Source organism: Vreelandella sp. 162(4c) (genome assembly GCF_058152265.1).
The window spans coordinates 5,003,010-5,017,774 of record NZ_CM176981.1; the positions used below are offsets into that span (position 1 = coordinate 5,003,010).

General features: G+C 53.2%; 10 protein-coding genes and 1 pseudogene. 9 read left to right on the forward strand and 2 right to left on the reverse strand.

The features are described from left to right. Positions 1 to 65: 65 nt before the first annotated feature. The gene (gene mfd / locus AC4EYZ_RS23055; protein ID WP_022523172.1) at positions 66 to 3,515 is read right to left on the reverse strand and encodes a transcription-repair coupling factor; all 3,450 of its coding nucleotides are present in this window, start codon (positions 3,513 to 3,515) and stop codon (positions 66 to 68) included. A gap of 231 nt (positions 3,516 to 3,746) precedes the next feature. Between mfd and AC4EYZ_RS23060 the strand changes: the two genes are divergently transcribed. The 9 genes and pseudogenes from AC4EYZ_RS23060 to sthA all read left to right on the forward strand — a co-directional run bounded on the left by AC4EYZ_RS23060 (position 3,747) and on the right by sthA (position 13,439). Next, positions 3,747 to 5,201, forward strand: coding sequence for a glyceraldehyde-3-phosphate dehydrogenase (locus AC4EYZ_RS23060; protein ID WP_474192729.1), 1,455 nt, complete (start codon positions 3,747 to 3,749; stop codon positions 5,199 to 5,201). A gap of 306 nt (positions 5,202 to 5,507) precedes the next feature. Next, positions 5,508 to 6,857, forward strand: coding sequence for a Na(+)-translocating NADH-quinone reductase subunit A (locus AC4EYZ_RS23065; protein ID WP_490204046.1), 1,350 nt, complete (start codon positions 5,508 to 5,510; stop codon positions 6,855 to 6,857). Positions 6,858 to 6,859: 2 nt separating this feature from the next. Continuing rightward, positions 6,860 to 8,083, forward strand: a complete 1,224-nt coding sequence (locus tag AC4EYZ_RS23070; RefSeq protein WP_022523175.1) for an NADH:ubiquinone reductase (Na(+)-transporting) subunit B — start codon at positions 6,860 to 6,862, stop codon at positions 8,081 to 8,083. After that, a complete protein-coding gene (locus AC4EYZ_RS23075; protein ID WP_009286986.1) occupies positions 8,083 to 8,904 on the forward strand; it encodes a Na(+)-translocating NADH-quinone reductase subunit C in 822 nt (273 codons plus the stop codon). Before AC4EYZ_RS23070 ends, AC4EYZ_RS23075 begins: the two co-directional genes overlap by 1 nt. A gap of 2 nt (positions 8,905 to 8,906) precedes the next feature. After that, entirely contained in the window at positions 8,907 to 9,575 is a 669-nt protein-coding gene (locus AC4EYZ_RS23080) for an NADH:ubiquinone reductase (Na(+)-transporting) subunit D (protein ID WP_009286985.1), read from the forward strand. Position 9,576: 1 nt separating this feature from the next. After that, positions 9,577 to 10,194, forward strand: coding sequence for an NADH:ubiquinone reductase (Na(+)-transporting) subunit E (nqrE, locus tag AC4EYZ_RS23085; RefSeq protein WP_009286984.1), 618 nt, complete (start codon positions 9,577 to 9,579; stop codon positions 10,192 to 10,194). Between the two features lie 72 nt (positions 10,195 to 10,266). Beyond that, positions 10,267 to 11,499, forward strand: a complete 1,233-nt coding sequence (gene nqrF / locus AC4EYZ_RS23090) for an NADH:ubiquinone reductase (Na(+)-transporting) subunit F (protein WP_009286983.1) — start codon at positions 10,267 to 10,269, stop codon at positions 11,497 to 11,499. A 232-nt stretch (positions 11,500 to 11,731) separates the two neighbouring features. Continuing rightward, positions 11,732 to 11,986 carry a (Na+)-NQR maturation NqrM gene (gene nqrM / locus AC4EYZ_RS23095; protein WP_022523176.1) on the forward strand — a complete coding sequence of 85 codons (255 nt, stop codon included), beginning with the start codon at positions 11,732 to 11,734 and terminating at the stop codon, positions 11,984 to 11,986. 60 nt (positions 11,987 to 12,046) lie between these two features. Further along, positions 12,047 to 13,439 (forward strand): annotated as a pseudogene (gene sthA / locus AC4EYZ_RS23100) (Si-specific NAD(P)(+) transhydrogenase). 63 nt (positions 13,440 to 13,502) lie between these two features. Here the strand turns inward: sthA and AC4EYZ_RS23105 are convergent. Continuing rightward, the gene (locus AC4EYZ_RS23105; protein WP_474191627.1) at positions 13,503 to 14,708 is read right to left on the reverse strand and encodes a GGDEF domain-containing protein; all 1,206 of its coding nucleotides are present in this window, start codon (positions 14,706 to 14,708) and stop codon (positions 13,503 to 13,505) included. Between the last annotated feature and the right edge of the window lie 57 nt (positions 14,709 to 14,765).

A 14,765-nucleotide genomic window follows, 5' to 3' on the forward strand; every position in this document is an offset into this window, starting at 1 on the left:
CACTGGGATCAATAAACGGCTGTTGATCAACTGGGCCATGGCTACTGGCAAGTTTGCCCCAAGCTTCACGCCGCCGCTACTTTTTGGTTAAGGGTACTAAGTAGGTTTTCAAGTTGCTGGAAGCGCTTGTCGACACTTTCCATTGGTAATTCAAACCGTAAGGTGTCAGAGCCATCTAAACGATAGTGCTTTGGTGACGTCTGAATGAGGGTCACCAGGGTTAAGGGATCCACCTGGGTGCTGCTATCAAACAGTACTCTACCGCGGCTCTCGCCAGCCTCGATTTTGCTGATTCCCAGTTGCTCGGCACGGTGGCGCAGCTTGGTCTGGCGAATCAGGTTTTTCACCGGGTTGGGCAGCAAGCCAAAGCGGTCGATCAGCTCAACCTGTAACTCTTTAAGTTCGCTATCGCTCTGGGTGTTGGCAATCCGCTTGTACATCACCAGGCGCTGCTGAACATCGTGAATATAATCACTTGGAATCAGCGCAGGCAGGTTAAGGTTAATCTCCACGCCGGTATTGAAGGGGGCATCGATATTGGGCGTTTTGCCCGCGCGAATGGCCTTCACCGCTCGATCCAGCATCTCCATATAGAGGGTGTAGCCGATGGTTTCCATCTGGCCGCTCTGTTCATCCCCCAGCAGTTCACCCGCGCCACGGATTTCCATATCGTGGCTGGCCAGGGTAAAGCCAGCGCCTAGATCATCCGAAGCGCTAATTGCTTCCAGACGCTTGATAGCATCACGGGTCATCGCTTTGGGCGGTGGCGTTAATAGGTAGGCGTACGCCTGATGGTGACTACGGCCGACCCGGCCCCGCAGTTGGTGCAGCTGGGCCAAGCCAAATTTATCAGCACGTTCGATAATAATGGTGTTGGCGCTGGGTACATCAATGCCGGTTTCAATGATGGTCGAACACACCAGCACGTTAAAGCGTCGGTGGTAGAAGTCCGACATAATGCGTTCCAGGCTGCGCTCGGGAAGCTGGCCGTGGGCAACCGCTACCCGCGCTTCGGGGATTAGTTCACGAATCTGTTCGGCACTGTTTTCAATGGTTTTGACTTCGTTATGCAGTACATAGACCTGCCCACCACGCAGTATTTCACGTAGCAGGGCTTCCTTGATGATACTGGTGTCGTGCTGCTGAACAAAGGTTTTAACCGACAGACGGCGGGCGGGCGGCGTAGCGATAATCGACAGATCACGGATGCCGCTCATGGCCATATTGAGCGTGCGCGGAATAGGGGTCGCGGTCAGCGTCAAAATATCGACTTCGGCACGCAGCGTTTTGAGCTTCTCTTTTTGCGCCACCCCGAAGCGGTGCTCCTCATCGATGATCAGCAGGCCCATTTTGGGCAACTCAACGCTTTTGGCGAGCAGTTTATGGGTGCCGATGACGATATCCGTTTGGCCGCTTTTAATGCTCTCTAGTGTCTGGGTGACCTCTTTGCCGCTGGTAAAGCGCGAGATCAGGCCAATATTGACGGCGGTGTCAGCAAAGCGGTCGCGGAAGTTCTCGAAGTGCTGGCGCGCCAACAACGTAGTGGGCACCAATACCACCACTTGGCGGCCAGACTGTACGGCCAAAAATGCCGCGCGCATGGCCACTTCGGTTTTGCCGAAGCCGACATCGCCGCACACCACGCGATCCATGGGCTGCGGGGAGGTCATATCGCTGATGACCGCTTCAATCGCCGCGTGCTGGTCAGCGGTCTCTTCAAATGGGAAGTTACCCGCAAAACGCAGATACTCCTCGCCTGGCGCCTCATAGACCACCCCTTGCTGGGCTTCCCGGCGGGCGTAGACATCCAGCAGCTCTGCAGCGGTATCGCGAATTTTTTCGGCGGCTTTGCGGCGGGCTTTTTCCCACTGGTCCGAACCGAGCTTATGCAACGGGGCCAGTTCGTCACCGGCCCCGCTGTAACGGGAGATCATATGCAGGCTGTCGACAGGCACATAAAGCTTGGCACCATCGGCGTAGGAGAGCGCCAGGAACTCATTTGCCTGGCCACCGGCCTCTAAGGTTTCCAGCCCTAAATAGCGGCCCACGCCGTGGGCCTGGTGAACCACTGGCGCACCTTCGCGCAGCTCCGACAAGTGGCGTACTGCAAGCTCATTGTCATCCGTGGCTTTTTCGCGCCGACGGCTCTGACGTACCACGTCACCAAACAGCTCGGTTTCACTAATCACCGCAATACTTGGATTATTTAGCCATAAGCCGCTGTCGACCAAACCTTCCGTAATTGCATAGGTATGATCGCTAGCGAGAAAGTCGTGGAAGCTATCGGTATGCGGAAGCGAGAGCTGAAGTGGCGACAGGATCTCTTCCAGGGCTTCCCGGCGACCCCGCGACTCCGCCACAAACAGCACCCGGGTTTGGGCATGGGAGTGCAAAAATGCTGACAGCTCCGCCAATGGCTGCTTGGCGCGGGCATTAATAGAGAGTGTGGGAAGCGGTGCGGCTTCAGGCTGTTGCGCATGGCGCTGCTCGCTATCCTCGGTTAACTCTATTCGCGGGCAGGCTTTGATTGCCGAGAATACATCGTTGACCGGGAAAAACGCTCGGTGCGGTGGCAGCAGCGGGCGGGTTGGGTCAACGCCCAAGTTTACGTAGCGAGCGTCGATCGACTGCCAGTGCTGCTCGGCGGCAGCAAAAACTCCCGGCAGCAGTGCGACTCGGGTATCGTCGGTCAGGTGGTCAAACAGCGATGCGGTGTGTTCAAAAAACAGTGGTAAATAGTGCTCAAGCCCCGGTGAAGGAATGCCTTTCAACGCATCGTTATAAAGAGGGCATTGCCGCGGATCAACGTCGAACAGGGTTTCAAACTGCTCACGAAAACAGGCAATCGCGCTGCGGCTTAGCGAGTACTCGTGGGCGGGTAGCAATTCTAGCGATTCAAGCTTATCAGTCGAGCGCTGGCTGCCAGGGTCGAAGTGGCGCAGCGAATCGATCTCGTCATCGAACAGATCAATACGGATCGGCTCATCCATACCCATCGCAAACAGGTCAATCAGCGCGCCGCGCATGGCGTATTCGCCGGGCTCATAGACCGTTTCGACAGCGCGATAGCCCGCTCGGGAGAGCGATTCCCGAAACGCTTCGCGATTCAAGCGCTCGCCAGTTTTGAGTGTCATGACCCGCCCGGCAATGTACTCAACCGGGGGCAAGCGCTGCATCAACGTGTTGATCGGCACCAGCACAATGCCGCGCACGCCATCTTGCAGTTGGCGCAGGGTACGCAGTCTCGCCGAGACAATATCCTGATGGGGTGAAAAGCTGTCGTAGGGCAGCGTTTCCCAGTCGGGGAAGGGCAGTACCGGTACGTCGCTATAAAAATAGAGATCTTGTTCAAGACGCTGCGCGCTGGCCGTATTGGGAGTGATCACCAATAGCGGAGCTTTCGCAGCAACGCGGGAGAGTGCCAGCGCAGTCGCGCTACCCGGCGGCGATGTCCAGTAGAGCGTATCGCGAGTCCCTTGGGGCTGGGGCGGTTCGAGCAGAGAGAATGTCGGCATAAGCAAGATATCGTTTTGCGCTGAAACGGAAGGGAGATCATACACGATCACCCGTTTCAGTTAGAGTGCCGCGGCTTAAGGTAGCGGGTTAATCTGTACTGAAAGAGGTTTTGTAGTGAGATTGGCATTTCTGTAATACCCCTACATGTTGTGCGACTATCCAGTCATTGCGACCGCTGCGCTTGCCCCGGATAATACACTCTCCGTTCCCACTACCTGATGAGGCCGCACGTGAGTCAGCAAGCGCTCGAAAACGTTTTTCAAGAATGGCAAGGCAACGAAGCCTTGGCGGAGCAGATGATCCCGTTAGTAGGGCAGCTCTATCGTCAGAATAACGTCGTTGCCACCATGTTCGGGCGTTCACTTATTAAACGGTCGGTCATCCGCATTCTTAAAGACCACCGCTTCGTGCGTAAAATAGAAGGGACTGAGCTCTCCGTTGAGGATACCTACTCTATCGTGAAGGGGATGGTCTCTTTGAACCTTGGCCCCGCCCATGTGGATGTAGGGAAGCTGGCGGTGATGTTCAAGAACCGGGGCGGTGGCGATGTCGAAGCCTTCCTACGTAAAGAGCTGCAAGAGATTATTGATGGCTACCAGCCGGGTGCTAGCACCGGGGAGCCGCAAGACGTGGTGCTCTACGGTTTTGGCCGCATTGGTCGTTTACTGGCACGAGTGATGATAGAGAAGGCCGGGGGCGGTAATCTGCTGCGTTTGCGCGCTATTGTGGTGCGTGGCCGTGGCGATGTGGCTAAAGACCTTGAGAAGCGCGCCAGCCTGCTGCGTCGTGACTCAGTACATGGGCCTTTTGACGGCACCATCATGGTCGATGCAGAGGCCCGCACGCTGACGGTCAACGGCAATGTTATTCAGGTTATTTACGCCGATTCGCCCAGTGAGATTGACTATACCGAGTATGATATCGATAACGCGGTGATTGTTGATAATACCGGTATCTGGCGCGATGAAGAGGGCTTGGGCCAGCACCTGAAGTGTAAAGGCGCTGCCAAAGCGCTGCTAACGGCACCGGGTAAAGGCGATATTAAAAACATCGTTTACGGTATTAACCATGAATCCATTGGCGACAGCGATCTCATCGTCTCTGCTGCCTCTTGCACTACCAATGCGATCGTTCCGGTATTGAAGGTACTCAACGACGAGTACGGTGTGGTGAATGGGCATGTGGAAACCGTGCATGCCTATACCAACGACCAGAACTTGATCGACAACTACCATAAAGGTGACCGTCGTGGCCGTAGTGCGGCGCTGAATATGGTATTGACCGAGACAGGGGCAGCCAAGGCCGTATCGAAAGCGCTACCTGAGCTAGAGGGTAAGCTGACCGGCAACGCCATTCGTGTGCCAATCCCAAATGTCTCTATGGCCATTCTCAATCTGACCCTGGATAAAACGACAGATGCCGTAGCGCTAAATGACTACTTGCGCCGTATGTCGATCGAGTCTGCCTACCAGAAGCAAATTGACTTTGTCGATTCAGCAGAAGTGGTGTCGTCAGACTTTGTGGGCAATCGTCATGCCGGTATCGTGGATGCTAAAGCTACCATCGCCAACGGCCATCATGCGGTCATTTATGTGTGGTATGACAATGAGTTCGGTTATAGCTGCCAGGTTGTACGTATTTTGCAGCAAATGTCTAACGTACGGTTTTTAAAACTTCCTCGCTAGTTAAACTTAGCAAAGCCCGCATGCCGGGTGTTAGAGCTAAGAGAATGCGTTGACGCCACCTTCGGGTGGCGTTTTTTTGGTCTCAATCTCATCTTTTGCCAATGTATATAGCACTTTTGGTGGTCATCAGGGATGTGGTCATTGGACGCGCTTATCTTTATAATACGATGGATTTTTCGGGGTGGTTCAAGTGCTGCTTGGGCCGGACTGGTAACAATCTGAGCAGAAAATAACAATTCGCTGAGCAGAAAATAAGCATTCGAACCCCATACCTTCGTATATCCGATCCAACAACTGGGCGAGACTATGATCGAAGTCAAAAAAGGCCTGGATCTCCCCATCACGGGAGCGCCCGAGCAGCGTATTGAAGATGCGCGGCCTGTGCGCCACGTGGCAATCCTGGGTACCGACTACGTTGGCATGAAGCCGACGATGGAAGTCCAGGAAGGGGATAAGGTCAAACTGGGCCAATTGCTCTTCACCGATAAGAAAATTGCTGGTGTGCGCTATACAGCGCCCGCTGCCGGTGAAGTGCTTGCAATAAACCGTGGCGAAAAACGTCGTTTGCTGTCTGTCGTAATTAAAGTAGACGAAACTGAGGGAGCGGTCGAATTCGCTGCTCATGATCGTAATGCCTTAGCGCAGCTTGAACGTCAGGTCGTTGTCGACCAACTGGTAGAATCGGGACTCTGGACTGCATTGCGCACTCGTCCTTTCTCGCGCACCCCGGCCATTGATAGCACCCCGGCCGATATTTTTGTAACCGCCGTGGATACCCATCCACTTAGCCCTGACCCTGCGTTGATCATTAACGAGCAGTCGCAGGCATTCGAGGATGGCCTCAAGGTGTTAGCGCGCCTGACCGAGGGCAACGTCTTCTTATGTACGGGCGAAAATGCCTCAGTCCCGGGTGGCGATGTTGACGGCGTAAAAACCGAAAGCTTTGCCGGCCCTCATCCTGCGGGACTTGTCGGCACGCATATTCACTACCTTTCTCCAGTCGCACTGCACAAAAAAGTGTGGCATATCGGCTACCAGGACGTTATTGCGTTCGGTAAGTTGTTTGTAGAAGGGAAGCTGGATATGAACCGTGTGGTTGCCATTGGTGGCCCGCGTGCTGAAAATCCGCGTCTGATTCGTACCCGTGTCGGCGCTAGTACAGATGAACTCCTGACCAACGAAGTCATCAAACCCGAGGACACTCGCGTAATTTCTGGTTCGGTATTCTCTGGCTTTGCCGCTGAAGGTAAGTTGACCTACCTTGGCCGCTTCAGCAATCAAGTGAGTTTGCTGGAAGAGGGCAACAAGCGCACGTTTATGGGTTGGTTGTCTCCTGGTGCTAATCGTCACTCGGTCTTGGGTATTTATATCTCCAAGATTAAGGGGCTCAGCAACTATGCGCCGACGACCTCTACCAATGGTTCCGAGCGTGCTATGGTGCCGGTAGGTGCCTATGAGCAGGTGATGCCGCTAGATATCATGCCGACTCAGCTATTGCGTTCGTTGATCGTGGGCGACATTGAGGTTGCCATGCAGCTTGGGTGTTTGGAGCTGGACGAAGAGGATCTGGCGCTGTGCACGTATGTTTGCCCTGGCAAATACGAATATGGCCCCATCCTGCGTGATAATCTCACCATGATCGAGAAAGAGGCCTGATAATGGGTATTCAACAGACACTCCAAAATATCGAGCCGCATTTCCACAAAGGCGGAAAGTACGAAAAGTTCTATCCGCTGTTTGAAGCGGTAGATACTATTTTTTACACGCCACCGAGCGTGGCTAAAACCACCGCGCATGTGCGTGACGGTATCGATCTTAAACGCATCATGATTACCGTGTGGATGTGTACTTTTCCGGCGATGTTTTTCGGCATGTGGAGCGCTGGTTGGCAGGCCAACACGGCAATTGATGCGGGCTATGCCTCTATGGGAGGCTGGCGCGAAGCGATTATGATGACGCTGTCGTCCGGTCACGATGCGAATAGCCTATGGGCTAACTTTGTCCTTGGCGCTACCTACTTCCTACCTATCTACCTGGTCACCTTTGTGGTCGGTGGTTTCTGGGAGGTGCTGTTCGCTATCAAGCGCGGTCACGAAGTCAACGAAGGCTTCTTCGTCACTTCCGTACTCTTCGCGCTGGTACTGCCCGCCACCATCCCCCTTTGGCAGGTTGCCTTGGGTATCACCTTTGGTGTGGTGATCGGTAAAGAGATCTTCGGTGGCACGGGGAAAAACTTCTTGAACCCCGCGCTGACCGGTCGTGCATTCCTTTACTTCGCTTATCCCGCGCAAATCTCCGGTGACTCTGTATGGGTTGCCGCTGATGGCTATACTGGTGCGACGGCACTCTCTCTAGCGTTCCAGGACGGTATGTCTGCGTTGACCGACACCTTTAGCTGGTGGGATGCCTTCATCGGTTTTATCCCTGGCTCGATCGGGGAGGTCTCGACACTAGCCATCTTTATCGGCGGCGCTGTGTTGCTGTGGACGGGAATTGCCTCTTGGCGAATCATGCTGGGGGTACTCCTGGGCATGGTGGTGACCAGTACGCTGTTTAATCTAATCGGCTCTGATACCAATCCAATGTTTGCCATGCCGTGGTACTGGCATCTGGTGATCGGCGGTTTCGCTTTCGGTATGGTCTTCATGGCAACCGATCCGGTGTCGGCGTCGATGACCAATCAAGGCCGTCTGCTGTTTGGTGCGCTGATTGGTGTGATGACTGTTTTGATTCGCGTTGTGAACCCGGCTTTCCCGGAAGGCATCATGCTGGCGATTCTGTTCGCTAACCTGTTTGCACCGCTGATTGACCATTTCTTCGTCCAGGCCAACATCAAGCGTCGCGTGAAGCGAACCGCCGTACCGGCCGAGGAGACTGCCTAATGGCACAAGGTAACAACTCCATCAAGAAAGTCCTGATTGTGGCGTTTGCATTGTGTATCGTGTGCTCCGTCATTGTCTCGACCGCGGCGGTCGCCTTGCGACCCATGCAGCAGCTTAACCAGGAACTCGACCGTAAAACCAACATCTTGAACGTTGCCAAGCTTTATGAGCCGGGTATGGACGTTGAAGAGGTGTTTAGCGATGAGATCATCGCACGGGTCGTTGACCTGGATACGGGTGAGTATTCCGATGAGTTCGATCCCGATACCTACGATAGTTTTGAGGCTGCCCGTGACCCGGCCTCGGGTCGCACGCTTTCTGGCGATCAAGACATCGCGGGCCTTTCACGGGTTGAAAACTACGCTACTGTTTATCTGGTCGGCAGTGAAGACGATCCGGAACAGATCGTGTTGCCGATTCGTGGTCAGGGGCTTTGGGGCTTGATGCGTGGCTTCCTGGCCGTAGAGGGTGATGGCAATACTATTGTCAGTATCACCTACTACGAGCACAGTGAAACGCCAGGTTTGGGCGCAGAAGTTAACAACCCGCGCTGGCAAGCCCAGTGGGAAGGCAAGAAAATTTACGATGAAGAGGGCGACCTCTCACCGGAGATTCACCTGACCAAAGGCGGCGCCAGTGACGAATACGAAGTCGATGCGCTATCTGGCGCTACGCTGACCAGTAACGGCGTGACTAACATGCTGCAGTTCTGGTTGAGCGAAGAAGCTTTCGGTCCCTATTTGGCTAAATTCCGCAGTGGCACTGAGCCGGAAGACGCCGAAGAGACCGATACCAACTTCGAAGACGTTGAGGGGGCCTGATCATGGCGGACGTAAATGCAAAAGGCGTTTTAACAGCGCCGATTTTCCAGAACAACCCTATTGCGCTGCAAATTCTGGGGATCTGTTCGGCACTTGCGGTAACCACCAGTATGAGCGTATCGCTCGTTATGGCGCTGGCGGTTATTTTCGTAACGGCATTCTCAAATCTGTTCGTATCGTTGATCAGGAATCATATTCCCTCTTCGATCCGTATCATCGTGCAGATGACCATTATTGCCTCGCTGGTTATCGTGGTTGATCAGATTCTCAAGGCGTATGCCTATGAGATGTCTAAGCAGCTCTCGGTATTTGTGGGTTTGATCATTACTAACTGTATCGTCATGGGCCGCGCTGAAGGCTTTGCGATGTCCAATACGCCGGGCATGTCGTTTTTAGACGGTATTGGTAACGGCCTCGGCTATGGCTTTGTACTCATGGTGGTGGGTTTCTTCCGTGAGCTGCTGGGTTCGGGCAGCGTATTTGGCATTACCATCCTCCAGACCGTGCAAAATGGTGGCTGGTACGTGCCTAACGGCTTGCTATTACTACCGCCTTCAGCGTTCTTTATTATCGGTCTACTGATCTGGGTAATGCGTTCCGTTAACCCTGAGCAAGTAGAAGATAATGAGTTCAAAATGAAGGAAAACACCAAGCCCAAGGAGGCCGTGTAACATGGAACATTATCTGAGTCTTTTTGTTGCCTCGGTGTTTGTTGAAAACATGGCACTGGCCTTCTTCCTGGGGATGTGTACTTTCTTGGCGGTGTCCAAAAAGGTCTCCTCAGCGATTGGCTTGGGCATTGCGGTGATTGTGGTATTGACCGTCACCGTGCCGGTTAACAACCTTGTCTATACCTTCTTGCTACAGGAAGGTGCGCTGACCTGGACCGGTATTAGCGGTGCTGAAAACATCGACCTCTCCTTCCTTGGGTTGCTCTCCTACATCGGTGTCATTGCGGCGCTGGTACAGATCATGGAAATGTTCCTTGATAAGTACGTACCGTCGCTCTACAACGCGCTAGGGGTCTTCCTGCCGCTGATTACCGTTAACTGCGCCATCCTGGGTGGCGTACTGTTCATGGTGGAGCGTAGCTATAACTTTGGCGAAGCCGTGGTCTATGGCTTTGGCGCGGGCACCGGTTGGGCATTGGCCATTGCCGCCCTGGCGGGTATTCGTGAAAAGCTGAAGTACAGCGATGTGCCGGGTGGCCTTCAAGGGCTGGGCATTACTTTCATCACCGTGGGGCTGATGTCGTTGGGCTTTATGTCCTTCTCGGGCATTCAGCTTTAATCGGAGCCGGTTTTTCCCGGCGGTGGCAAACATCGCCGGGTAATAGAAAACCTCCAGCAATAGGAAACCGACATGGTTGATACAACAGTCATCTTGCTCGGTGTTGTCATGTTCACGGTCATCGTTATTAGCTTGACGGCGATCATTCTGGCAGCGCGCAGCAAGCTTGTGAGTAGCGGGGACGTGACCATTGAGGTCAACGGCGACCCTGAGCACACTTTGAAGACCCAGGCCGGTGGTAAGCTGCTAAACACGCTTGCCGCTAACGGCATTTTCCTCTCGTCCGCCTGCGGTGGCGGTGGTTCTTGTGCCCAGTGTAAGTGTCGGGTTGAAGAGGGCGGCGGCTCTATTCTGCCGACTGAAGAGTCGCACTTCACGATGCGTGAGAAGAAAGAGGGCTGGCGCCTCTCTTGTCAGGTACCTGTGAAGCAGGACATGAAAGTCGAAGTGCCTGAAGAAGTCTTTGGGGTGAAAAAGTGGGAATGTGAGGTTATTGCCAACCCCAACGTTGCCACCTTTATCAAAGAGTTAAACCTGAAACTGCCAGAGGGCGAAGAAGTCGCCTTCCGCGCCGGTGGCTATGTACAGCTCGTTGCACCGCCTTACGATATCAAGTTCTCTGATTTTGATATCGACGAGGAGTATCGGGGTGATTGGGAAAAATTTGATATGTTCAAAATTTCCCACAAGAACAACGAGGAAGTGATTCGCGCATACTCCATGGCGAACTACCCAGACGAGAAGGGTATCCTCAAGTTTAACATCCGTATTGCCACGCCACCTCCCGGCACTGACCATCCGCCTGGCTTGATGTCGACTTATGTCTTCAGCCTTAAAGAGGGCGATAAGGTCACCGTAATGGGACCGTTCGGTGAGTTCTTTGCCCGTGATACTGACGCCGAGATGATCTTTATCGGTGGTGGTGCAGGTATGGCACCGATGCGTAGTCACATCTTCGATCAGTTGAAGCGCTTGAAGTCTGATCGCAAGATTACCTTCTGGTACGGTGCTCGCTCCTGGCGTGAAACCTTCTACAACGAAGAGTACGACCAGTTAGCCGAAGAGTTCCCTAACTTTGAGTGGCACCTGGCGCTATCTGATCCTCAGCCGGAAGATAATTGGGAAGGGCCGACAGGCTTTATCCATAATGTGCTGTACGAAAACTATCTGAAGGATCACCCAGCACCTGAAGATTGCGAGTACTACATGTGTGGGCCGCCGATGATGAACGCCTCGGTTATCAAGTTGTTGCTTGATATGGGCGTTGAGCCGGAAAATATCCTGTTGGATGATTTCGGTGGCTAAACGGTCGGCGTAAGTCGATAGTAGCGTTAAGCGGGGCTGGCCTTTTGGGCTGGCCCCGTTTGTTTATATAACCTTGTGCAGGGAATGACTTATCACCGCGCTGATAAGAGGGGCTTGGCTAAGGTATAATCACTTTAATGATGAATGACCGTGAGGCACTTATCACGACGACTGTTGTCGTCAGGTAAGGCCAATAATTTAAAGCGAAGCAATGTGAAGCGGGGAGGTTGATATGACTATTTGGCTACTGGTATTCGGTTTCATGGCACTGATTATGGGTGCGATGGCTGTGGGCGTCATCATGGGCCGCAAACCAATTGCCGGTTCTTGCGGAGGTTTGAATCAAATCGGCATGAAAGATGGCTGTGATATTTGCGGTGGCAAAGATGAGGTTTGTGAAGAAGAGAACCGCAAGCGCGGAGGTGTGCGCCGCCGTAGCGATGAAAGCCGTGGTGCCGATTTGGGCTATGATGCTACACGTCGCTAACAAGACTGCGTTGTATGCAACGGGATGATTGACCAAAAATAGCAAGGGGACGCAGAGAGCATGGCGGTTCACAATTACGATGTTGTGGTGATCGGTACGGGGCCTGCAGGAGAAAGCGCTGCTATCAACGCTGCAAAGCATGGCAAGCGTGTAGCGATTATTGAGAAGCAGGTTCAGGTAGGTGGCAATTGTACTCACTGGGGTACCATTCCTTCCAAAGCGCTGCGCCATCAGGTGAAACAGATCATGGCGTTCAACACCAACCGTATGTTCCGCGATATTGGTGAGCCGCGCTGGTTCTCCTTCCCCAAAGTGATGGAACGCCTCAAGGGGTACCATCGATAAACAGGTAGAGATGCGTACCACCTTCTATGCGCGCAACCGCATTGATCTGTTTCATGGCGTCGCCCGATTTAAAGATGAGCACACCTTGTTGGTGCGTGACCGCCAGGAAGGCATGGAAGAACTGGTGGCGAAGAAAATCGTGATCGCCACCGGTTCTCGCCCTTACCGCCCGGCGGATATTAACTTCCGCCATCCGCGTATTTACTGCTCTGACACCATATTAAGCCTCTCGCATACCCCGCGCACGCTGGTGATTTTTGGCGCCGGGGTGATTGGCTGTGAATATGCATCGATCTTTTCGGGCTTGGGCGTCAAAGTTGATCTCATTAATAACCGTGACAGCCTGCTGTCGTTCCTGGACGATGAGATTAGCGATGCACTCTCCTACCATTTGCGTAAGCACGGTGTGCTGGTTCGCCATAATGAAGAATACGAGAGCGTTGAGGGCGATGAGTCAGGCGTCGTCGTGCGTCTCAAGTCAGGCAAGAAAATTCGCGCTGATGCATTTTTGTGGGCCAATGGGCGAACCGGTAATACCGACAGCTTAGGCCTTGAGAACATTGGCTTAACCGCCAATGGGCGTGGTCAGCTAAGCGTTGATGAGCACTACCGCACTGCGGTTTCCCATATCTACGCAGCGGGCGATGTAATTGGCTGGCCGAGTTTGGCGAGCGCGGCTTACGACCAAGGCTTGAACTCGTGCAATGAGTTGCTCGATAAAGAGTATCGCTTTGTGAGTGATGTACCTACCGGAATCTACACCATCCCTGAGATTAGCTCGTTCGGCCCCAATGAGCGTGAACTTACCGAAGCCAAAGTGCCCTATGAAGTAGGCAAAGCTTTCTTCAAAGATACCGCCAGGGCACAAATTACCGGTGATACTGTGGGTATGCTTAAAATTCTGTTCCACCAAGACACCCTGGAAATACTCGGTATTCATTGTTTTGGCGACCAGGCATCTGAGATTTTGCATATCGGCCAAGCGATCATGCAGCAAGAGGGTGATGCCAACACGCTCAAGTACTTTGTAAATACCACGTTTAATTACCCGACCATGGCAGAAGCGTACCGGGTGGCTGCGCAGAATGGTTTAAACCGGGTTTTCTAGCCACAGCTTTAGCGAGGGCTTTTTCAGACGTCTAATCCGAGAAGTTGCCTTTGTCGTAGACGTTTAAGAGTCACTGGATTCGCGAATAAGCGTATGGCCGTAAGCTTGTGGTTTGTTATCAGGTGACGGCTCAGTGAGGGGCAACAGTTTTTCAACGCGGTTGCGCCCCAGTGCTTTAGCTTGATAGAGCGCTTTATCGGCAAACGAATAAAGCTGCTCAAACGTCAGCGAGCCGACTTGGCACGTCGTCACGCCGATGCTAATAGTCGGGTTGGCTTGCTGCTCTATACCGCTCAGCGTATTAACTTCGACCTCTCGGCGCAGCCGATCTGCTACCTGAAGCGCATCATGGGTAGCGGTGTTGGGCATCAATAAACAAAACTCCTCTCCACCAATCCTCGCTAATGTATCCGATGGACGGCTAAGCTCGCGAAGCTGCTTACTGATCTGGCGAAGTACCTCATCGCCGGTTGGGTGCCCGTAGGTATCATTAATTTGCTTGAAGTGATCAAGATCTAACAGCAGCAGGCTAAGCGGTGCTCGATCGCGCTGGGCTTGGGTAAGCGCAGCGGATGCTATATTGACCAAATGGCGCCGGTTATATAGCCCGGTCAGTTCATCGGTTAGCATTAGCTGATGCATGACGTTGCGCTGACGGTGGAGATGAATAACCGCTAGGCAGAGTGTAATTGCAGCGCTGACCATTAACACCAATAGCGCACTCACCGCAATCGAGAGTCGCTGCATCACCAAACGTTGCTGAACAGAGGTGTCGCGCACTTCTTCTAGCAGCTGGTTGTATAGCCAAGCCTGAGCGCCGCCTACCTCCATGGCAACCCGTTGTAACGGATCAATCAGCTCTGGGCGCTGTTGGGCTTGCTGTGACTGCTGGGTTAAGTCTGAAAGGCGATTGTTAAGCTCGCTGAAGTGATTGTGCAGGTATTCAACGTCCGAGATGAGATATCGGTGGCGTTCAATACTGCTCTGTATGTTATTTAAATGCTGTTTGGAAAGTGAAATAAAATAATCGATGTATTTAATGTGTTCGCTGCTAGGCTGGCGGCTGCCTTCCTCTAATGCGGCCCGTAACTGAGGCGTGGCCTGTTGGGCTAGAACAATATCACTCACTAGCGTGGTGTAATCGGCGCTAGCTTTTTGGCACGCACTGTAAACATAGCTGCCCATTACTGCGGACATAGCGCAAAGAAGGACGGCAAAAATGGATGCTAAGCGCCCACCGGGCTGACGAAGAAAGTGGCGCATCATCATGAGATAATCAGCAAGCAGGCAGTGATGCCGCCCCTCTCTGTATACTGCCGAGCAGGC